Raw genomic sequence first — 24,306 nt, forward strand, 5'->3', positions numbered from 1 at the left:
CGCTCCCACATTTTGATAGGTGCCAGCCTTCATTCCTGATACTTGTTCTCATTCGCTAATTTTTCCGGTCTGCATTCGTTTTATAGGGACGACGTGCCTTTGTGCTTCCCGCCACTGATCCGGATGCTATGAAATGAATGCTGAAGACTCCTTGAAACTTGCTCGCCGGTTTATCGGGTTGCCCCTGGAAAAGCGCCAGATGTTCCTTGCGGCCTTGCACAAGGAGGGCGTTGATTTCGCCCGGTTTCCGATTCCTGCCGGGGTCGACGCCGAGGACCGCCACGCACTGTCGTACGCTCAGCAGCGCATGTGGTTTCTCTGGCAGCTGGATGCGCAAAGCGGCGCCTATAACCTGCCGGGAGCGGTGCGTCTGACCGGGCAATTGAACCTGCCGGCACTGGAGCAAGCCTTTGCCAGTCTCGTCGAGCGTCACGAAACCTTGCGCACAGTGTTCCAGCGCCAGGCCGACGACACGTTGCGCCAAGTCCCGGCCAGCGCGCCGCTGGTCATCGATCAGGTGGACTTCAGCGGGTTGCCGGTGGCTGAGCGCGAACGGGTCGTCGCCCAGGCCGCCGAGCAGCAATCAGTGCTGCCGTTCGATCTGGCAGTCGGTCCATTGCTGCGCGTCACCTTGCTCAAGCTCGCCGAGCAGGAACACGTGCTCCTGCTGACCCTGCACCACATCGTGTCCGATGGCTGGTCGATGAACGTGCTGATCGACGAATTCATTCGCTGCTACGACGCCTTCGAAGCGGGCGCCGAGCCGCAACTCGCGCCGTTGCCGATCCAGTACAGCGACTACGCACTATGGCAGCGGCGTTGGCTGGAGGCCGGCGAACAAGCGCGTCAACTCGACTACTGGCAAGCGCAACTGGGCGACGAGCACCCGGTGCTGGAGCTGCCAACCGATCACCCGCGCCCGGCGATGCCGAGCTATCGCGGCACCCGGTACGAATTCGCGGTCGACGCGCAACTGGCCGAGCAACTGCGCGCCACCGCACAGAAGCACAACATCACCCTGTTCATGCTGTTGCTCGGTGCCTTCAACGCGCTGCTGCATCGCTACACCGGGCAGACCGACATCCGCGTCGGCGTGCCGATCGCTAACCGTAACCGCGGAGAAATCGAAGGCCTGATCGGTTTCTTCGTCAACACTCAGGTGCTGCGCACGCAGCTCGACGGTCAGACCCGCGTCGATGACCTGCTGCGCGCGATCAAGGAAACCGCCCTGGGTGCCCAGGCCCATCAGGACCTGCCGTTCGAGCGCCTGGTCGAAGCGCTGAAACTGGAACGCAGCCTCAGCCACACGCCGCTGTTCCAGGTGATGTACAACCACCAGCCGCAGGTGGCGGACATTTCCACGGTCAGCACCGCGTCCGGCCTGGCGCTGGGCGTGATCGAGTGGGAAGGGCGCACCACGCAGTTCGACCTGACCCTCGACACCTACGAAAAGGGCGGCAAGCTGCACGCCGCGTTGACCTACGCCAATGACCTGTTCGACGCCGCGACCATCGAGCTCATGGCGCAGCACTGGACGAATCTGCTGCACGGCATGGTCCGCGATTCACAACAGCGCATCAGCGATTTATCGCTGCTTGAAAAGGCCGAATATCAACGCATCGTTCATGACTGGAATCGCGCCGATGAAACCTTCCCGCAGGACCTGTGCATCCATGAGTTGATTGCCGGGCAAGTGGCCGCCAACCCGACTGCATGGGCCGTGACGTTCGCCACCCGGCAACTGACTTACGCCGAACTCGACGTCCAGGTCAATCGCCTGGCCCACAAGCTGATCGCACTGGGGGTTGGCCCGGAAGTGCGCGTTGGCGTGGCGATGCAGCGTTCGGAGCACTTGTTGATTGCCTTGCTCGCGGTGCTCAAGGCCGGTGGCGCTTATGTGCCGCTGGACCCGGATTACCCGGCCGAACGCGTTGCCTACATGCTCGAAGACAGTCGCGCCCTGGTGCTGTTGACCGAGCAGGCGGTTGCCGCGACCTTGACCGTGACAGCCGATACGCAAGTGTTGCTGCTGGACGATGTCGAGTCGACGCTGGCCGCTTACCCGGGCAGCGCCCCGATCACTCGCGTCACGCCGGACAACCTGGCCTACGTGATCTACACCTCCGGTTCCACCGGCAAACCCAAAGGCGTGGCGATTGCCCATCGCAACGTAACGGCGCTGATTGACTGGTCGAAATCGGTCTACAGCCGCGAAGACATCCAGGGCGTGCTGGCCTCGACTTCGGTGTGCTTCGATTTGTCGGTGTGGGAGCTGTTCGTCACCCTGGCCAACGGTGGCTCAGTGATCATCGCCCGCAATGCCCTGGAACTGCCGCAACTGCCGGCCCGTGATCAGGTGCGCTTGATCAACACCGTGCCCTCGGCGATTAACGCCTTGCAGCGCGACGGGCAGATCCCGCCGAGCGTGCGCATCATCAATCTCGCCGGCGAGCCGCTGAAGCAGAGCCTGGTAGAGGCGCTGTATCAGCAGCCGACCGTCGAGCATGTCTACGACCTGTACGGGCCGTCGGAAGACACCACCTATTCGACCTGGACCCGCCGCGAGGCCGGTGGCAGCGCGAACATTGGCCGCCCCCTCAAACACACCGCCAGCTATTTGCTGGATGCCGAGTTGCAACCGGTGCCGCAAGGCGTATCCGCCGAGCTCTATCTGGCGGGCTCGGGTATTACTCGCGGCTACCTGGCACGGCCGGGCATGACCGCCGAAAAGTACGTGCCGAACCCGTTCGCCAGCAACGGCGAACGCCTGTATCGCACCGGCGACCTGACCCGTTACCAGGCTGACGGCACGTTGCAATACGTCGGTCGCAACGACCATCAGGTCAAGGTGCGTGGCTTCCGCATCGAACTCGGTGAAATCGAAGCGCGGCTGTTGCAGCAGGACGCCGTGCGTGAATTGGCGGTGCTGGCGCAAGACGGTGTCAACGGCCAACAACTGGTCGCGTACATCGTGCCGGCCGATCCATCGCTACTGGACGACATCGACGCTCAAGCGACCCAGCGTGAAACCTTGAAAGCCGCGCTGCGCCAGCACCTGCCGGACTACATGGTCCCGGCGTTCCTGCTTTTTCTCGAACAGCTGCCACTGACCCCCAACGGCAAACTCGACCGAAAGGCCTTGCCAGCGATTGACGGTTCGCAGCAACAACGCGAAAACGTGGCGCCGCGCACTGCGATGGAAAAATCCCTCGCGGCGATTTGGCAGGACGTGTTGGCCGTCGAAAATGTGGGTCTGGAAGACAACTTCTTCGAACTGGGCGGCGACTCCATCGTTTCCATGCAAGTGGTCAGCCGTGCGCGTCAGGCCGGGATCGTGTTGAACCCCAAGGATCTGTTCCAGCACCAGACCGTCCGCAGCCTGGCCCAGGCCGCCCGCAACGGTGAGCAACCGTTGATCGATCAAGGTCCAGCGGTTGGCGCGGTGGCGTTGGCGCCGGTACAGCAGTGGTTCTTCGAGCAAGCGATCCCCGAGCGTCAGCACTGGAACCAGTCGCTGCTGCTGGTGCCGCGCGACGCGTTGGACGGTGCTGCGCTGGATCGCGCTCTTGAGCAATTGTTGACCCATCACGACAGCTTGCGCCTGCGCTACCAACAGACTGCCAAAGGTTGGCAGCAAGCCTACGCCGCGCCGACCACTGAATCAGTGTTGTGGCAGCGTCAGGCGCAATCGGTCGCGGAACTCAATGCTTTGTGCGACGAAGCCCAACGCAGTCTCGATTTGCAAAACGGCCCGCTGCTGCGCGCGCTGCTGGTGGCGATGGCCGATGGTACTCAACGCTTGCTGCTGGTCATTCATCACCTCGCGGTGGACGGTGTGTCCTGGCGCGTACTGCTGGAAGACCTTCAGCAGTTCTACAGCGGCGGCGCCGTGGCGATGGCGAAAACCAGCACCTATCAGCGCTGGGTCGCACGCCTGCAGGATCATCTCCCCGCCTTTGAACACAGCCTCGCTCACTGGCAGAGCCACCTGCACGACGCACCGAACGATCTGCCGTGCGACCGCCCGAACGGCGCGCTGGAAAACCGCAGCGAACAAAAACTCGAACTCAACCTCGACGCCGAACAGACCCGCAAATTGCTGCAACAGGCCCCGGCGGCCTATCACACGCAAGTCAACGACCTGCTGCTGACCGCACTGGCGCGTGTGGTTTGCCGCTGGAGCGGGCAGGGCAGCACGCTGATTCAACTCGAAGGCCATGGACGCGAAGACCTGTTCGACGACATCGACCTGACCCGCACGGTCGGCTGGTTCACCAGCCTGTTCCCGGTCAACCTGATGCCTTGCGACGATCTCGGCGCTTCGATCAAAACCATCAAGGAACAACTGCGCGCCGTGCCGGACAAAGGTCTGGGCTACGGCGCTTTGCGTTACCTCGGCACCCCGTCGAAGCGCGCCGAACTGGCCGCGTTGCCGCAACCGCGCATCACCTTCAACTACCTGGGGCAATTCGACCGCCAGTTCGACGAAGGCGCGATGTTCGTGCCGTCCACCGAAGGCAACGGTGTGGCGCAGGACCCCTCGGCACCGCTGGGCAACTGGCTGACCGTCGAAGGCCAGGTCTACGGCGGCGAGTTGTCCCTGAGCTGGGGTTTTAGCGGCGAGATGTTCGACACCGCGACCATCCAGAACCTGGCCGACGATTACGCGCAGGAACTCAATGCGCTGATCGATCACTGCTGCGCCCTGGAGGCCGCGCAGGCCACGCCGTCGGACTTCCCGCTGGCGCGCATCAATCAGGCGCAACTCGATACCTTGCCGGTCACCATCGCCACGCTCGAAGACCTTTATCCACTGTCGCCGATGCAGCAGGGCATGTTGTTCCATACCCTGTACGAACCCGAAGTCGGCGCCTACATCAGTCAGCTGCGTCTGGATATCCAGGGGCTCGATCCGCAGCGATTCGCCGAGGCGTGGCAGGCCGCCGTGGTGCGGCACGACATTCTGCGCAGCAGCTTCCACTGGCAAGGCCTCGACACCGCGCATCAAGCGATTGCCCGCCAGATCGATTTGCCCCTCGAAGTACTCGAAACCGCTGACACCGATGCCTTGGCCGACGCCGAACGCGCTCAAGGTTTCAAGCTGGGCACGGCGCCGTTATTCCGCTTGAAACTGGTGCGTACCGGCACTGACGGCTGGCATCTGATCTACACCAGCCACCACATTTTGATGGACGGCTGGAGCAACGCGCAGTTACTCGCCGAAGTGATCCAGCACTACGCCGCCGGGCAGTCGCTGCCGACACCATCGGGCCAATACCGCGATTACCTGGGCTGGTTGCAGCAGCAATCGGCGGTGGCCGGCGAGCAGTTCTGGAAAGCCGCACTGGCACCGCTTGAAGCGCCAACGCTGTTGGCCGAGGCCTTGCGCCCACCGTTGGGGGCCGAGGGCAACGAGGAATATCGGCTTGCGCTGGACAGTCATGCGACCCAGCGCCTGGCCGAGTTCGCCCGCCAGCAGAAAGTCACCCTCAATACCTTGCTGCAAGCCGCGTGGAGCCTGTTGCTGCATCGCTACACCGGCCAGGACTGCGTGGTGTTTGGCGCCACTGTCGCCGGGCGTTCGGCGCCACTGCCGGGGATCGAACAACAGCTCGGGCTGTTCATCAACACGCTGCCGCTGGTGTGTGCGATGAAACCGCAGTGCACCGTCAGCCAATGGCTGAGCGAGCTGCAAGGGTTGAACCTGGCCATGCGCGAGTTCGAGCATGTGCCGCTTTACCACATCCAGGGTTGGGCGGGGCAGCAGGGCTCGGTATTGTTCGACAGCCTGCTGGTGTTCGAAAACTTTCCGGTGGCCGCAGCGCTGAAACAGGGCGCGCCGGCCGGGCTGTCGTTCGGCAACCTGCACAATCACGAGCGCACGCATTATCCGCTGACCCTGGGCATCGAACTGGGCGACAGCCTGAGCCTGGACTTCAGCTACGACACGGCGCGGTTCAGTGCGGCTCAGATCACTGAGTTGTCGGCCAATTTGCAGCACCTGCTGGCGCAATTGGTGGCACTGCCGGACGCGGCATTGGGCGCACTGGAACTGCTCGATCAGGCCGGAAAAAACGCGGTGCTCGCGATCAGCCAACCGGCCACGGTTGAGTTATCCACAACGCTTTTGGCCCACGAACAAATCACCGCTCAAGCGGCCGCCACGCCGGACGCATTAGCGTTGTGCGTCGATGGCCAGCGTTTGAGTTACGGCGAGTTGAACGCTCAGGCCAATCGCCTGGCCCAGCGCCTGATTGACAACGGCGCAGGCCCCGGCAAGCGCGTTGGCCTGGCGTTGCATCGTGGCCCGCAACTGATCGTCAGCCTGCTGGCAGTGCTCAAAAGCGGCGCAGCGTACGTGCCGCTGGACCCGAAATACCCGGCCGAACGCCTGGCCTACATGATCGACGACAGCCGCCTCGACGTACTGCTGTGCGAAACCGGCCTGCTGGAAGAGGTGCCCGGCGTCCTACGCCTCACCCTCGAAGACACCCGTCCGCAATCCCCCCCGGCCCCTGTAGGGGCGAAGCTTGCTCGCGAAAGCGGTCGACCCGCCGCAGAAGACCTGGCCTACATCATCTACACCTCCGGCTCCACCGGCCAGCCCAAAGGCGTGGCCATCACCCACGCCGCACTGCGCGAGTTCTGCCAGACCGCCGCCGACTACTCGGTGCTTTCGGCGTCCGACCGCGTATTGCAGTTCGCAACCTTCAGCTTCGATGGCTTCGTCGAGCAGTGCTTCCCGGCCTTGTGCGTCGGTGCGGCGTTGATCATGCGTGGCGATGACGTGTGGGACGCCGGCCGTCTCGCCACCGAAATCGTCGCGCAGGGCGTGACCGTGGCGGACTTGCCGGCGGCTTATTGGTACTTGCTGGTCCGGGAATGCGCGAGCGGTGTGGTGCGTGATCTTGGCAAGTTGCGCCAGGTTCATGTCGGCGGCGAAGCGATGTCGGTCGAAGGTCTGCGCTTGTGGCATCAGGCCGGTTTGAGCTACGTGCGTTTGCTCAACACCTACGGTCCGACCGAAGCGACGGTGGTTTCCAGTGTTCACGAATGCCGGGTCGAAGATGCCAGCGACGCGTTTGGTGTCCCCATCGGGCGGGCTATCGCGGGTAGGGCAGTGTATGTGCTGGACTCGGCCGGTCAGTTGTTGCCAAACGGCGGCGTCGGTGAGTTGAGCATCGGCGCGCCGGCCAGCCTGGCGCAAAGCTACTTCGATCGTCCGGCGCTGACTGCCGAACGTTTCCTCCCGGACCCATTCGCCCGTGAACCGGGCGCGCGGCTGTACCGCAGCGGCGATCTGGCGCGTTACAACGCCGGCGGCGATCTGGAATACGTCGGGCGCATTGACCATCAAGTGAAAATCCGCGGTTTCCGCATTGAGATGGGCGAGATTGAGGCCTGCCTGCAAGCGAGGGAGGACGTGCATGAAGCAGCGGTCATCGCTCAGGACGGGACGCAACTGGTGGCGTATATCGTGGCCAGCGGCGCGGTGGCCTCTCAGGCTGATTATCTGGAAGGACTCAAAACAGTTCTGCGCCAGTCGTTGCCGGAATACATGGTGCCGAGCCATCTGATCCTGCTGGCCAAATTGCCGCTCAACAACAACGGCAAACTCGACCGCAAGGCCTTGCCGCGCGCTGAGGCTAGCGCTGCTCAAGCCGAGTTCGCAGCCCCGCTCGAAGGCCTGGAAACGCAACTCGCGCAGATCTGGCAAAACGTCTTGCAGGTCGAACAGGTGGGCCGCGACGACAATTTCTTCGAGCTCGGCGGGCACTCGTTGCTGGTGCTCCAAGTGATTTCCCGCGTGCGTCAGCAGCTGCAGCTTGAACTGTCGGTAAGCAGCCTGTTCTCGGCGGCGAATCTGGCGGAGTTTGCCGAGCGTGCGGCGCTGGCCAACGGCAGTGGCCAACCACTGCTGCTGCGTGCGCCAGCCGATCAGCTGCCGATGCTGTCCTACGCCCAGCAGCGCCAGTGGATTCTCTGGCAGCTGGACCCACAGAGCCCGGCCTACAACATTCCCGCCGCGCTGCGCCTCAAGGGCTCGCTGGACCGCCATGCGCTGCGCGAAGCCTTCGTTCAGTTGCCGGCCCGTCACCAGACCCTGCGCACAACGTTCGAGCAGGATGGCCAGCAGGCGCGCCCGGTGCTGCACGACAACCTGGCGCTGCAACTGGAACAACGCACACTCGATCAGGCGTCGGTCGAGCAGGCTGTGGCCGAAGAAATCGCCCGGCCGTTCGACCTGCGCCACGGCCCGTTGTGGCGGGTGTTGCTGCTGCAGGTGAACACCGACGAACACGTGCTGGTGCTGACCGTGCACCACATCGCCGCCGATGGCTGGTCGATGCAGGTCATGGTCGATGAGTTCAGCGCGCTGTATCAGGCTGCCGTTGAAGGCAACGCTGCCAACCTGAGCAAACTACCAGTGAACTACAGCGACTATGCCCGTTGGCAGCACAACTGGCTGGAAGCCGGCGAGGGTGCACGTCAGCTTGATTGGTGGCGCGAGCAACTGGCCGGCAGCCAGGCGCCGCTGGAATTGCCGAGTGAGCTGACCCGTCCGGCCCGTCGCACCGAGCGCGGCGCGAGCCTGATGTTGAACGTTGATCGCGAGCTGCTCGCCGGTTTGCGTCAACGCGCCCAGGAACAACAGGTGACGCTGTTCATGCTGTTGCTGGCGAGTTTCCAGACCTTGCTGCATCGCCAGAGCGGCCAGTCGAGCATCAGCGTCGGCGTGCCGAGTGCCGGACGTTCACGCTTCGAAACCGAAGGCCTGATTGGCTTCTTCATCAACACTCAAGTGCTACGTGCGGAGATCGATGGGCAGCAGTCCTTCAGCACCTTGCTGCAACAGGTCAAGCAGGTTGCATTGGGAGCTCAAGCGAATCAGGACTTGCCGTTCGAGCAGTTGGTCGACGCCTTGCAGCCGGACCGCAGCCTCAATCACAGCCCATTGTTTCAGGTGCTCTACAACCACCAGCAGCAACTGGGTACGAGCATCGAGCGCAGCATTGCGGACGTGAACGTCGAACGTCTGCACTGGCAGCAAACCACCACGCAATTCGATCTGGTGCTCGACACCCAGGAGCAGGGCGAAGCACTCGACGCCAGCCTGACGTACGCCACGGACCTGTACGACGCAGCATCGATGCAGCGCTTCGCCGAGCAGTGGCTGAACGTGCTGCGCGCGGTGGTCAACGACCCGCAGCAACGCGTTGCCGACTTGCCGTTGTTGGATGCGCCGCAATACGACGCGCTGATCGAGCAGTGGAATCCGGTATTCCAGGCACAGCCGCCGTCGCCAAACTTGCACCAAATATTCGAAGTTCAAGCCGCACAACGACCGAACGCCATCGCGCTGGTCTACGAAGGCGAGCAACTGACCTACACCGCGCTCAACGCACAGGCCAATCGACTGGCGCGCACACTGCGCGAACAGGGCGTCGGGCCTGAAGTTCGGGTCGGCATCGCCACCGAGCGAGCGATGCCGTTGGTGGTTGGCTTGCTGGCGATTCTCAAGGCCGGTGGTGCCTACGTGCCGCTCGATCCGCAGTACCCGACCGAGCGCTTGAGCTACATGATCGAAGACAGCGGCATCACGCTGCTGCTGACCCAACAGCACTTGATCGAAGCGTTGCCGGCCCGCGACGGCGTGCAGGTGCTGAGCCTGGAGTCGTTACCACTGGACGCCTGCAGCGACGACAACCTGCCGGCGCTGGCGACCCCGGACAACCTCGCGTACGTGATCTACACCTCGGGTTCCACCGGTCAGCCGAAGGGTGCATTGCTCAGCCACGGCAACGTCGGGCGCTTGCTCACGGCGACCGCTGCCGAGTTCAACTTCGGCCCGGACGATGTCTGGACATTGTTCCATTCCTACGCCTTCGACTTCTCGGTGTGGGAGCTGTTTGGTTCGTTGTGCACTGGCGGGCGTCTGGTGATCGTGCCGTATTACATCAGCCGCGAACCGCAAGCGTTTCACCAGTTGCTGTGCGACGAGCGCGTGACGGTGTTGAACCAGACCCCGACCGCGTTCCGCCAGTTGTTGCCCATTGCCTGCGCCAGCTCGCGGAGCATGGCGTTGCGTCAGGTGATCTTCGGTGGCGAAGCGCTGGAAGTCGCGAGCCTGCGACCGTGGTTCGAACGGTTTGGCGACCAACAGCCAACCCTGGTCAACATGTACGGCATCACTGAAACCACGGTGCACGTGACTTATCGCGCCATTCGTTTGGCCGACCTCGACGGCAAGGCCCAAAGCCCGATTGGCCTGCCGATCCGCGACCTGCGCTGGTACTTGCTCGACAGCCAGTTGCAGCCGGTGTCGGTGGGGGTGGCGGGTGAGTTGTACATCGCTGGCGCCGGTCTGGCACGGGGTTATCACGGCCGTTTCGGCCTGACCGCCGAGCGGTTTGTGCCGAGTCCGTTCGACGCTTCGCAACGGCTCTATCGCAGCGGCGACCTGGCGCGCCAGCGTGCCGACGGCAGCATCGACTACCTCGGGCGCATCGACCAGCAAGTGAAGATTCGTGGGTTCCGCATTGAGCTCGGCGAAATCGAAGCCGCCTTGCTGGCCCAGCCCGGCGTGCGCCAAGCCGTGTTGAGCGTGCATTCAGGGGACGCTGGCCCGCAGCTCTGCGCGTACGTCGTGGCCGAGCAAACCCCGCATGACCCGATCGCCTGGCGCGACCACCTGCGCGCCGCGCTCAAGGTCGACCTGCCGGATTACATGGTGCCGAGCCACTGGTTGCTGCTGGAGGCCTTGCCGCTGACCGGCAACGGCAAGCTCGACCGCAAGGCCCTGCCGCTGCCCGATGCACAGGAATGGCAGCGACCGTTCGCCGCCCCTGAAGGCGAGCTCGAACAGCAACTGGCTGCGATCTGGGCCGAGGTGTTGGGCGTGGCGCAGATCGGTCGGCACGACAACTTCTTTGAACTGGGCGGGCATTCGTTGCTCGCCGCCCAGGCCAGTGCCCGCGTGGAACTGGAGCTGGGCATCGAGCTGCCGCTGCGCGCGCTGTTCGAATCCACCGACCTGCAGGCTTATGCCGCCATGGCCGGGCAACACGCCCCGGCTGACAACGATGCACGTCTTGATGCGCTTGAGTCGCTTCTCGACGAGATGGAGATCAACTGATGGAACACACCACTGCCCAGCGTATCGCCACCCGCTTCGCCGGCCTGCCCGCGGACAAGCGCCGCGAGTTTCTGACACGCATGCAAGAGCAGGGCGTGAGCTTTGGCCAACTGCCGATTCCGCCGGCCGCCGAGCCGCAAGCGACCTTCGAATTGTCGTATGCGCAGCAGCGCCAATGGTTCCTCTGGCAGCTTGATCCGCAAAGCTCGGCGTACAACATTCCTGCTGCGTTGCGGTTGCACGGGCCACTGAATATCGCGGCGTTGCAGCAGAGTTTCGACGTGTTGTTGGAGCGACATCAGAGCCTGCGCAGCCGATTCGTCGAGGATGACGGTCAGGTGGTGCAGACACTGGCCGGGTTCACTTCGTTGCCGATCGAACAGATCGACCTGCGCGCCGAACCTCAGGAACAACGACTCGATCTGGCCATGAAAGCGGTCGAGCAGGACATCGCCCGGCCGTTCGATCTGCAGCACGGTCCGCTGTTGCGGGTCAGCCTGTTGCAACTCGATACCGAAGACCATGTGCTGTTGCTGACCCTGCACCACATCGTCACCGATGGTTGGTCGATGGGTGTGTTGGTCGAGGAGTTTTCCTGGCTCTACGCCGCGCATTGTCAAGGGCAGAATGCAGCGCTGGAAGCGTTGCCGATTCAGTATTCCGATTACGCGATGTGGCAGCGCCGCTGGATGGAAGCGGGGGAGCTGGAGCGTCAACTCAACTGGTGGCGTGAAACACTGGGCAGCGAACAACCGCTGCTCGAATTGCCCACCGACCGTCCACGCCCGGCGCAACCAAGCCAGCGCGGTGCGCGTCTGGATTTCGCCCTCGATGCGACGTTGGCCAGCGGTTTGATGATCCTGGCCAAACAGCGCGGCGTCACGCCGTTCATGCTGTTGCTGGCGAGCTTCCAGGCCTTGCTCTATCGCTACAGCGGTCAGTCCGATGTGCGCGTTGGCGTGCCGATTGCCAACCGCAATCGTACGGAAACCCGTGGCCTGATCGGCTTCTTCGTCAACACCCAAGTGATGCGCGCCGAACTGGACGGGCGTCTGCCGTTCAGCCAGTTGCTCGACCAGACCCGCGCTGCATCGCTGGATGCCCAGGATTATCAGGACTTGCCTTTCGAGCGTCTGGTGCAGGCGCTGCAAGGTGAACGCAGCCTCAGCCACAGTCCGCTGTTCCAGGTGATGTTCAATCACCAACAAGCCAAACCAACGGCGGTCAGCGGCTTGCTCGCGGGCCTGCGCGTGGAAGCGCTGAACGCCACCGCACACACCACCCAGTTCGACCTGCAACTGGACACCCAGGAGGAGGGCGACAAGCTGTTCGCCAGCCTGACCTACGCGACCGATTTGTTTGAGGCCGAGCGCATCGAGCATTTGGCTCGGCACTGGCGCAACCTGTTGGCCGGTGTTCTGGCGAACCCGCAAACCCCGCTGGCCGAGTTGCCGCTGCTGGACGCCGACGAGCGCCGGCGCATCCTCGATGACCTCAACGACACCGCTCAGGTCTATCCGGGCGAAGTCTGCGTGCATCGCCATTTCGAAGAACGCGTGACGGAAGACGGTGACGCCACCGCGCTGGTGTTCCAGGGCCAGCGCCTGAGTTACAGCGAATTGAACCAGCGCGCCAATCGCCTGGCCCATCACTTGCGCGCCCAGGGTGTCGGCCCGGAAGTGCTGGTCGGGATTGCCTGCGACCGTTCCTTTGAAATGGTCGTTGGCCTGCTGGCGATCCTCAAGGCGGGCGGCGCCTACGTGCCGCTGGACCCGGAATATCCGCTGGATCGCCTGAGCTACATGATCGACGACAGCGGCATTTCGTTGTTGCTGACCCAGCCACATCTGCTGGCGCAACTGCCGACCCCGGACAGGGTGCACATCGTGTGCCTGCATGCTGACGCCGATTGGCTGAGCGATCTGCCAGCCAGCGATCTACCCAATTTGGTCATCGCAGAAAACCTCGCCTATGTGATCTACACCTCCGGTTCCACCGGCAAACCTAAAGGCGCGGGCAACCGCCATGTGGCGCTGCATAACCGTCTGGAGTGGATGCAGGAAGCCTACTACCTGCTGCCGAGCGACCGCGTACTGCAAAAAACGCCGTTCAGTTTCGACGTGTCGGTGTGGGAGTTTTTCTGGCCGCTGATGAAGGGCGCCACGCTGGTAATCGCCGCACCGGGTGAACATCGTGATCCGCAGCGTCTCGCCGCACTGATCGTCGAGCAGGCGATCACCACGCTGCACTTTGTGCCGTCGATGCTCTCCGCATTTATTGGTGCCGACGAGGCGCTGGCCTGCACCTCGCTGCAACGGATCATTTGCAGCGGTGAAGCGCTGCCGATGGAACTGCAACGCCAGACCTTGCGCAGCCTGCCGCAAGCCAATCTCTACAACCTCTATGGCCCGACCGAAGCGGCCATCGACGTGACCCATTGGATCTGCGTGGAAGAAGGCCGCGACAGCGTGCCGATTGGCCGCCCGATCGCCAACCTGCGCACCTGCATCCTCGACAGCGAACTGCAACCGTTGCCACTCGGCGCGGTGGGCGAGTTGTACCTCGGCGGCGTTGGCCTGGCCCGTGGTTATCACCGGCGTGGCGCGCTGACCGCCGAGCGTTTTGTGGTTGATCCGTTCGGCAGCGGCGAGCGGCTGTACCGCACCGGTGACCTGGCGCGTTATCGCGCTGACGGCGCTATCGACTACTGTGGCCGTATCGACCATCAGGTGAAAATTCGCGGTCTGCGCATTGAACTGGGCGAAATCGAAGCGCGCCTGCAAGAACATGTCGGCGTGCAGGAAGCCGTGGTGCTGGCCCTCGACGGCCCAAGCGGCAAGCAATTGGTGGCGTACATCGTGCCGCAGGATCAGGCGTTGGTCAGCGCCACTGCCGAGCAACAAGGCGTCTGGCGTGAAACCCTGAAAAGCCATCTGCTCGCCAGCCTGCCGGATTACATGGTGCCGGCGCAGACGGTGCTGATCGAGCAGATGCCCCTGAGCCCCAACGGCAAACTCGAGCGCAAACGCCTGCCCACGCCGACCGCACAGGTCAGCCAGCGCGCCTTCGAAGCGCCCCGCAGCGAACACGAACAGGTGCTGGCGCAGATCTGGCAGGACGTGTTGGGCGTGGAGCAGGTCGGGCGTCAGGACAACTTCTTCGAACTGGGCGGCGACTCGATCATTTCGATTCAAGTGGTCAGCCGTGCCCGTCGTGCAGGCCTGAGCCTGCAACCGCGTGATCTGTTCCAGCAGCAAACTTTGCAAGCACTGGCCGCCGTAGTGAAAGAGCAGGCGGCACCGCTGGCGCCACAAGGGCCGGTGGACGGCGTGCAAACACTCACGCCGATCCAGCGCTGGTTCTTCGACGAGCCGATCCCGCAACGCGCGCACTGGAACCAGGCAGTGCTGCTGGTGCCGCGCGAAACCCTCGAATTGCCGCGCCTGCAAGCCGCGCTGCAACGCCTGCTCAAGCAGCACGATGCCCTGCGTTTGCGCTTCAGCCAGGTCGACGGTCAATGGTCGGCGCGTTATGTCGGGGCCGACAGCGCCGATGTCATCGACATGCTCTGGACCGCTCGCGTGGCCAGCGATGCCTCGCTCGAATCGGTGTGCGATGAGGCGCAACGCAGCCTCAGCCTGCAAGACGGGCCGTTGCTGCGCGTGGCGTTGATCGCCCAGGCCGATGGCTCGCAGCGCTTGCTGTTGGTGATCCACCATTTGGCGGTGGACGGTGTGTCGTGGCGGGTGTTGCTGGAAGATTTGCAGGCGGCTTATCAAGGGCAGGACCTGCCGCCGAAGACCAGCGCTTTCCAGGCCTGGGCGGATAAGCTCGACGCGTATGCACGCTCCGAAGCCGCCGTCAGCGAACTGGACTGGTGGCAGGCGCAACTGAGCCTCGCCGATGATTCGTTGCCAGCCGCCAATGCTCAGGCCAGCCAAGCCGGGCATCGGCGTCAGGGCGTGAGCATCGGTCTGGACCGTGAGCAAACCCGGCAGTTGCTGCAACAGGCGCCCGCGATCTACCGCACGCAAGTCAACGACCTGCTGCTGACCGCACTGGCGCGCACCCTCAGTCGCTGGACCGGTCACGAGTCGGCGCTGATTCAGCTCGAAGGTCATGGCCGCGAAGAACTGTTCGACGACATCGACCTGACCCGCACGGTCGGCTGGTTCTCCAGCCTGTTCCCGGTGCGTTTGACGCCGACGGTCGACCTCGGCGGGTCGATCAAGGTGATCAAGCAACAACTGCGCGAAATTCCCGGCAAAGGCCTGGGCTACGGCCTGTTGCGCTACCTGGGTAATGCCTCGGCTCAAGCGGCGTTGGCCGCATTGCCGCAAGCGCGGGTCACGTTCAACTACCTCGGCCAGTTCGACCAAAGCTTCGCCGAGGACGCACTGTTCACCCCGGCTCGCGAATCCAGCGGCGCCGCGCAATCGGCTGATGCGCCGTTGCCGAACTGGCTGTCGGTGGACGGCCAGGTCTACGGCGGTGAGCTGAAACTCGACTGGACCTTCAGCCGCGAATGCTTCGACCTGCACGAGATCGAAGCGCTGGCGGCGGATTACCAGCGCGAATTGCTGGCGCTGATCGCCCATTGCCTCAGCGATGGCGCGGGCGGTGTGACCCCGGCAGACTTCCCGCTGGCGCGCCTGACCCAGGCACAACTCGATGGCCTACCAGTGCCGCCGGCGCACATCGAAGACCTGTATCCGCTGTCGCCGATGCAGGCCGGTTTGTTGTTCCACAGTCTCTACGAATCGGATTGCGGCGCGTACGTGAACCAGCTCAGCGTCGAAGCTCGCGGGCTCGATGCCGAACGTTTGGGCCGCGCGTGGCAAGCGGTGCTCGATACCCATCCGATCCTGCGCAGCAGTTTCCACTTCCCCGACGGCTTCGAGGCCCCGGTGCAACTGGTTCATCGTCATCTGCAATTGCCCCTGACTTGCCTCGACTGGCGCGGCCGCAGCGATCAGGCCCCAGCGCTGGCGCAACTGATCGACAGCGAACGCCTGCAACTCGATTCGACCCGGGCGCCGCTGATGCGCTTGACCCTGGTGCGACTCGACGACGAGCGCCAGCAACTGATTTACACCCATCATCACTTGCTGCTCGATGGCTGGAGTAACTCGCTGCTGTTGAGCGAAGTCCTGCAGCGTTATGCCGGGCAAGCCGTGCAGGCGCCGACCGGACGTTTCGCCGACTACATCGGCTGGCTGCAACGACAGGATGCGCAGGCCGACGAGCTGTTCTGGCGCGAGCAACTGGCGCCTCTCGACAACCCGACACTGTTGGCGCAAAGCCTGGCGCATGGCACGGGCAAAAAACACTCGGACGTCGATTTTGCCGACCATCGCCAGACGTTCGACGTCGCCACCAGCCAACGCTTCAGCGAGTTCGCCCGTCAGCAAAAAGTCACGCTCAACACCTTGGTCCAAGGTGCCTGGGCCTTGTTGCTGCAACGCTACAGCGGTCAACGCAGCGTCGCGTTCGGCGCGACCGTGGCCGGGCGACCGGTGGATTTGCCGGGGGCTGAAAGCCAGCTCGGCCTGTTCATCAACACCTTGCCGGTGATCAGCACGCCGGACGCGGTTGAAAGCGTGGGCCAGTGGCTGACTCGCTTGCAGGCGCAGAACCTGGAATTGCGTGAACATGAATTCACCGCCCTCGGTGACATTCAACGTTGGGCCGGGCGTGCCGGCGAGCCGCTGTTCGACAGCCTGCTGGTGTTCGAAAACTTCCCGGTAGCCGAAGCGCTGCAACAAGGCGCGCCGGCCGGTTTGAGTTTCTCTATTCCGCAGAATCATGAACGCACCAACTTCCCGTTGACGCTGGCGGCCACCGCCGAAAGCCAGCTCAGCCTGAATTGGAGCTACCAGTGCGCCCACTTCAGCAGCGACGCCATCGCCCGCATGAGCGAGCACCTAAACGCATTGCTGGTGGCGATGGTCGCCGCGCCACACGCTGCACTGAGCGAACTGGACCTGCTGACCGCGCCGGAACGCGCGCAACAGTTGCTGGAGTGGAACCCCGCGTTCACCGCTGCAGAAAACCCGCTCTGTGTGCATCAGTTGATCGAGGCCCAGGCCATTGCCCGACCAGACGCCACGGCGCTGATTTTCAACGACCTGCAATTGACCTTCGACCAACTCAACCGCCGCGCCAACCCATTGGCCCACCGCCTGCGCGCACTGGGCATCGGCCCGGAAGTGCGGGTTGGCCTTGCGATGCAGCGTTCGCCGGAAATGATCATTGGCCTGTTGGCGATCCTCAAGGCGGGCGGTGCTTACGTGCCGCTGGACCCGGCATACCCCGCCGAACGCCTGCGCTATCTGATGGAAGACAGCGGCATTTCACTGCTGATCAGCCAGTCGTGGCTGCGGGAAAAACTGCCCTTGCCGGACGGCTTGTCGGTGCTGGAAATCGACCGCGAACCGCTGGACGGCATGGCTGACAGCAACCCGGTCAACCTGACCTGCGGCGAAAACCTCGCGTACCTGATTTACACCTCGGGCTCCACCGGGCGGCCGAAAGGCGTCAGCGTGGCCCACGGTCCGCTGGCCATGCATTGCCTGTCGATCGGCGAGTTGTACGGCATGACCCCGGATGACCGCGAACTGCAATTTGCCTCGATCAGCTTCGACGGCGCCCACGAGCGCTGGCTGACGCCGTTGGTGTTCGGTTCGGCCGTGATGCCGCGTGACGACGAGTTGTGGAGCGTGGAGCGCACGTGCGCCGAGATTGAAAAGCACGGCATCACCATCGCCTGCTTCACCCCGACCTATCTGGGGCAGATCGCCGATTTCATGGGCGAAGCGGGGCGTGACCTGCCGATCCGTTCCTACACCCCGTGCGGTGAAGGCATGGCCAAACATGCGTTCGACGAGGTGCAGCAGGTGCTGCAACCCAAGCGCCTGATCAACGGCTACGGGCCGACCGAAACGGTGATCACGCCGCTGATCTGGCTGGCGTATCCGGAGACCGAATTCGATTCGGCGTTCATGCCGATTGGCCGGCCGGTCGGCAACCGCAGTGCCTACATCCTCGACGGCGGCTTGCAGCCGTTGCCGGTGGGTGTCGCGGGCGAGTTGTACCTCGGTGGCGAGGGCGTCGCCCGGGGTTACCATCAGCGACCGGACCTGACCGCTGAACGTTTCGTGCCGGATCCCTTCGTGCCGGGCGCGCGTTTGTATCGCAGCGGCGACCTCGCGCGGTTCCGTGCCGATGGCGTCGTTGAATACCTTGGCCGTATCGACCAGCAAGTGAAGATTCGCGGGTTCCGTATCGAACTCGGCGAAATTGAAGCCTGCTTGCTTGAACACCCAAGTGTGCGTGAAGCCTTTGTGATTGATCGCGAAGGCCCGGTCAGCCGCCAGTTGGTGGGTTATGTGGTGCCGCGTGATCCACTCGCCGATGAGCAGGACCTGCGTGAAGCGCTGGTTGCTCACCTGCGCAGCCGTTTGCCGGCGCACATGCTGCCGACGCATTTGATGTGCCTGGCGGCGTTGCCGCTGACGCCGAACGGCAAGCTCGACCGTCAGGGCCTGCCGGCGCCTGAAGCCACTCGCCAGCATCAGGATCAAGTGGCCGCCGCGTCGCCGGCCGAAGCGTTGCTGGTGGAGATTTGGCAAGAACTGCTGGGGCTGGAGTCGGTGGGCGTCACCGAGAATTTCTTCGAACTGGGCGGTGACTCGATCATCTCGCTGCAAGCGGTGAGTCGTGCCGGGCAGCGCGGGCTGGTGTTCAGTCCGAAGCAACTGTTTGAACAGCAGACCATTCGTGCGCTCGCCGCCGTGGCCGTCAGTCGTGAAGCAACGCTGATAGACGCGCCGAAAGTCGAGGCGTTCTCGCTGGTGCCGCACCTCGACGTCGCCGCCCGGGTCGGGCTGCAAGACTTGTATCCGCTGTCGCCGATGCAACAAGGCATGCTGTTCCATTGCCTCGATTCACCGGAGCTGAACCCCTACGTCAACCAGTTGAGCGTGGCGGTAGATGGTTTGCAGGTGCCGCGTTTCCGCGCCGCTTGGCAGGCCCTGGTCGAACGTCATGAAGTGTTGCGCGCAGCGTTCCGCTGGCGCGATGGTTTGGCCGATCCGTTGCAAGCGGTGTTCGCCCACGTCGAGTTGCCCATCGAAGAGCTCGACTGGCGTGACCGCACCGACACCGAGCAGGCACTGAGTACACTCGCGGCAGCGGAGCAGGCCAAAGGCTTCGACCTGAGTTGTCCGCCGTTGATGCGCTTTGTGCTGGTGCGCCTGGGTGACGACCGTTACCAGATGATCTGGATTTACCACCATTTGTTGCTGGACGGCTGGAGCGCGTCGCGGTTGTTGGGCGACATGCTGCGCCTGTACCACAACGACAGCCTGCCGACCCCGACCGGTCGCTACGCCGACTACATCGCCTGGCTGCAACGTCAGGACGGCGTTCAGGCTGAACGTTTCTGGCGCGAGCGACTGGCGCTGCTCGAAGCGCCGACCATCCTGGCCAAGGCGTCGGGTGCTGCCGGTTCCGGGCATGGCGTGATGTACAGCAACCTCGACGCCGAAGTGACGCGCAAACTGCACACCTTCGTCAAGCGTCAACGCGTCACCCTCAACACGCTGGTGCAAGGCGCCTGGCTGTTGCTGTTGCAACGCCACAGCGGCCAGCGCAGCGTCGCATTCGGCGCCACGGTGGCGGGGCGTCCGACCGGGCTTGCGGGGGCGCAGGACATGCTCGGCCTGTTCATCAACACCTTGCCGGTGATCCAGACCCTCGATCCACAACAGCCGTTGGGCGAGTGGCTGCGTGCCTTGCAGGATTACAACCTGATGGTCCGCGACTACGAACACACGCCGTTGTCGGACGTCCAGCGCTGGGCCGGGCAAGGTGGCCAGGGCCTGTTCGACAGCATCATCGTCTTCGAAAACCATCCGGTCGACCGTGCGTTACGCGGCGGCGAGGAAGGTGAGCTGCGCTTTGCCGAGGTGGGCAGCGGCGGAGTGACCAACTTCCCGATGGACTTGATGGTCAGCGCCAACGAAGAAGGCCTGGAAGTTGAATACCTGTTCCTGCGGGATCGCTTCAGTGACGTGGAAGTGCAGCGGATTCGTGCGCAGCTTGAAGGGTTGCTGCGGGCGTTGCCTGAGGATGCGTTCTGCCTGCTCGGCAATATCGGTTTGCCTGAAGCGCGTTTGAGTCTGCCGCAGGTGTCCGCCGATAACGCCGATTTGCTGCACGCATTCAATCAGCATGTGCGCACACAACCGCAGAAAATTGCCTTGATCTGCGAAGAGCGGGAAGTCAGTTATGCCGCGCTTGAGGCACAGGCCAATGGGCTGGCGCAGCAACTGATCGCTCGCGGCATCGGCCCGGAAAGCCTGGTGGCCGTGGCGCTACCCCGTTCTGAACGCACGATTGTCGCGTTCCTTGCGGTGCTGAAAGCAGGGGCGGCTTATTTGCCGTTGGACCTGGCGTACCCGGCCGAACGCCTGGCCTACATGCTCAGCGATTCGGCCGCCAGCCTGCTGCTGTGCGACAGCGATCTGGGGGGACGGCTGACCCTGGCTGACAGCCCGCCACGATTGTTGCTCGATCAGCTGAGCGTTGCCGACAACGCCGAGTGCCCGGTTTCACAACCCTTGCCGGGGCACCTCGCGTACCTGATTTACACCTCCGGTTCCACCGGTCAACCGAAAGGCGTGGCCGTGGCGCGCGGGCCGATTGCCCGGCACTGCCGCGGCATCATCGACCTTTACGAACTGGCACCGCGCAGCCGTGAACTGCACTTCATGTCATTCGCCTTCGACGGTGCGCAGGAGCGTTGGCTGAGTGTGTTGTTGGCGGGCGGTAGTCTGGTGATTCGCGACGACAGTGTGTGGACCCCGGAACAAACCCTGGAAGTGCTGCATCGGCATGCCGTCACCGTCGCCTGCTTCCCGCCGGCGTACCTGCAACAGATGGCCGAAGTGGCCGAGCGCTTGGGCAATCCACCGGCGGTCGAGGTGTACTGCTTTGGCGGTGACGCGGTGCCGGAAGCCAGTTTCGAGCAGGTCAAACGCGCCTTGCGTCCGCAGCGTCTGGTTAACGGCTACGGTCCGACCGAAACCGTGGTCACGCCGCTGTTGTGGCGTGCCGAAGTGAGCGAAATCTGCGATGCGGCGTATGCGCCGATTGGGCGCGGCGTGGCCGGGCGTGGTTTGTATGTGCTGGATGCGGACCTCAATCCGTTGCCGGTCGGTGTCAGTGGCGAGCTGTACCTGGGCGGCGAATGCCTGGCCCGTGGTTATCACCAGCGCCCGGGCATGAGCGCCGAACGTTTCATTCCAGACCCGTTCGAGGCGGGTGGCCGCATGTATCGCACGGGCGACCTGGTGCGCCAGCGCGAGTGCGGGTTGATCGATTATCTGGGGCGGCTGGACCAGCAAGTGAAGATCCGTGGTTTCCGTATCGAACTGGGCGAAATCGAAGCGCGTCTGCGTGGTTGCGTGGGTGTGCAAGATGCCGCCGTGGTGGTGCATGACACGCCGACGGGCAAGCAATTGGTCGGTTATGTGGTGGCGGCCGGTGCTGTCGGGCTGGACCGTCGCTTGAAGGCTGAGCTGCAAGCGCAACTGCCGGATTACATGGTGCCGGCGCGAATCCTGGTGCTGGAGCGTTTTCCGCTGTCGGCCAACGGCAAGCTCGACCGTCGTGCACTGCCGACGCCTGAGTGGGCGCTCGGTGGTTATCGCGCACCGCGCAATGCACTGGAAACGGCGTTGACGGCGATCTGGCAGGAGGTGCTGGGCCTGCCGCAAGTGGGCATCGACGACAACTTCTTCGAACTGGGCGGCGACTCGTTGCAGGTGCTGAAAGTGATCTCGCGGGTGCGCAGTCAGCCGCAACTGGGCTTCGAATTGAAGCTGCGGGACTTGATGCAGAAACCGTGCATCGCCGAACTCAGCGGCTATCAGGCTGCCGAGCCGATGGCAGCGGCGCCGGACCCGTTGCTGGCGTTGAATGCGCGAATCCCGAATGTGCCGGCGCTGTTCTGCCTGCATGCCGGGTTCGGCACGGTGTTCGACTACGAGCCGCTGGCGCGGCGTCTGGAAGGACGTCGCACGGTATACGGCGTGCAATGCCGCATGCTGCTCGATCCACACTGGCAGGAGGCGTCGCTGCTGGCGATGGCGCAGGCCTATGCGCAGCGGATTCGTGCGCAACAGCCGGAAGGCCCGTATTACCTGTTGGGCTGGTCGTTGGGGGGCGCGTTGACGCAATTGGTCGCGCACGAACTGGAGTCGCAGGGTGAGGCCGTGGCGTTTGCCGGGTTGGTCGACAGCTATGTTGCGGGCACCGCCGAGGCCGGGGACTGGCGCGAGGACTTGAGCGATTTCCTGAGGTTTGTGCTCGGGCTGCCAGCCGATGAGGCTCAAACGCTGATCGCGCTGAAAGCCGCGGACCTGAACGAGCGCGAGGGTTCCATGGCCGTGATTGAAGCGGCCATGCACGGTTCCAATGAACAGGCCGCCTTGGGCGCGGGGGAACTCACGCAGATCTTCGCCACCGGCTCACGCCTCAAGCAACTGGCCCTGGCCCATCGCCGATTGCCCGCGATCCAGGTCACGGCTCATCGCTGGTGGGTGGCCGAACGGGACGACGAACGTCGGGTATTCGAGGCCCAGGTCGGCAGTCACGGCGTTGATCGCCTGTTGGCCGGCGGACACTACCAGCTGCTGCGCGGCAACGAATTGCTCGACGAACTCGAAGACCTGCTCGAGCACCGCCCGGTTATGGCGTAACCCCCTGTAGGAGCTGCCGCAGGCTGCGATCTTTTGATCTTGCTTTTCAAAATAAAAATCAAAAGATCGCAGCCTGCGGCAGCTCCTACAAAAGCGTGTATTGATCGACGTATTTTTTAAAGGATTCCCCCATGGCCGTATTGCCAGAACTTGAAGCTTTCCTCGAACTCGCCGAGTTCGGCCGGATGACCGGCAAAAGCCGCGCGATGCACGAACAGTCGCCACAACAGGCGCGGATTGATTTCGAAGCGTCGTCGGCGTTTCTCGACGTGCCGCTGGTCAGCGTTTCCTGCGAGGAATTTACGATTGCCGCACGGGATGGCCACAGCCTGTCGGCGCGCCTGTATCGAGATGGGCAGCCGGACGATGGGTTGCAGCCGGTGATGATGTACTTCCATGGCGGCGGGTATGTGGTCGGCAGCCTGGATTCCCATGATGCGTTGTGTCGGCGACTGGCCTCACAGGGCGGGTTTGCGTTGTTGACCGTGGATTATCGACTGGCGCCGGAATGGCGTTTCCCGACACCGGTGCAGGACGCCTGCGACGCGGGGAACTGGCTGGTGCGCGAGGGCGCGACGCGGGGTCTGGACGCGAATCGGGTGGCGCTGGCCGGTGACAGCGTGGGCGCGACGTTGGCCACGGTGTTGTCGATCATGGCGGTGCGTGAGCCCGGGGAACTGAGCTTGAGGCCCAAGGCGCAAGTGCTGGTGTATCCGGTGACGGATGCCACGACCAAACGTGCTTCGCATCGGGATTTCGCCGAGGGGTATTTGCTGGAAACGCCAACGCTGGACTGGTTCTACGCGCATTACGGGCGCACGCCAGAAGACTTGGCGGACTGGCGCTGTTCGCCGTTGCTGGCGGCTGATGTGTCGGGCGTGGCGCCGGCGCTGGTGTACCTGGCCGGGCATGATCCGTTGCATGACGAAGGGTTGGCATATGCCGATCGGTTGCGCGCGGCTGGCAACGACGTGACGTTGCTGGAGCAGCCGGGCATGACCCATGACTTTATGCGCATGGGTGGGTTGTTGGGTGAGGTGGAGGGGATTCATGCGGAAGTGGCGGGGTGGGTGCGTTCGCGGGTTTGAGTTGACGTAAATAGCAGATCAAAAGATCGCAGCCTTCGGCAGCTCCTACAGGGACCGTGTTTAAACATTGATTGATCGGGCCTGTTTAAAAGCTTTGTAGGTTACTTGATGAAAGCTACAACACCTTGCGCCGTTGCCTACAGGTACGCCAGAATCCGCCGGCTTGTGCGCCTTGGGCCTGGGCTCTATCGTTTGCCGGTCGCTGAAAAAAACAGTGATCGGGTTTGGTAGCCCGTCCTTATATGGCGCACAGCGTCACCTTTTACAGGTGCTTTTCTTAGGGCACTTGTGTCAATGGTGGCCATGCGCAGGGCGC

Annotated in this window: 2 protein-coding genes and 3 pseudogenes; all 5 read left to right on the plus strand. The window is 63.3% G+C overall.

The window, feature by feature from the left end:
• Positions 1-307 precede the first annotated feature (307 nt).
• A pseudogene (locus ACA052_RS09025) lies at positions 308-9,202 on the plus strand (amino acid adenylation domain-containing protein); the annotation flags it as partial.
• Positions 9,203-9,382: 180 nt separating this feature from the next.
• A pseudogene (locus tag ACA052_RS09030) lies at positions 9,383-10,744 on the plus strand (amino acid adenylation domain-containing protein); the annotation flags it as partial.
• A 180-nt stretch (positions 10,745-10,924) separates the two neighbouring features.
• Positions 10,925-11,137, plus strand: a pseudogene (locus ACA052_RS09035) (phosphopantetheine-binding protein); the annotation flags it as partial.
• Entirely contained in the window at positions 11,137-22,902 is an 11,766-nt protein-coding gene (locus ACA052_RS09040) for a non-ribosomal peptide synthase/polyketide synthase (protein ID WP_497649345.1), read from the plus strand. The pseudogene ACA052_RS09035 and the gene ACA052_RS09040, both read left to right, overlap by 1 nt.
• Positions 22,903-23,033: 131 nt before the next feature.
• Entirely contained in the window at positions 23,034-23,990 is a 957-nt protein-coding gene (locus ACA052_RS09045) for an alpha/beta hydrolase (protein ID WP_497649346.1), read from the plus strand.
• Positions 23,991-24,306 lie beyond the last annotated feature (316 nt).

Source organism: Pseudomonas sp. LBUM1644, from assembly GCF_059716195.1.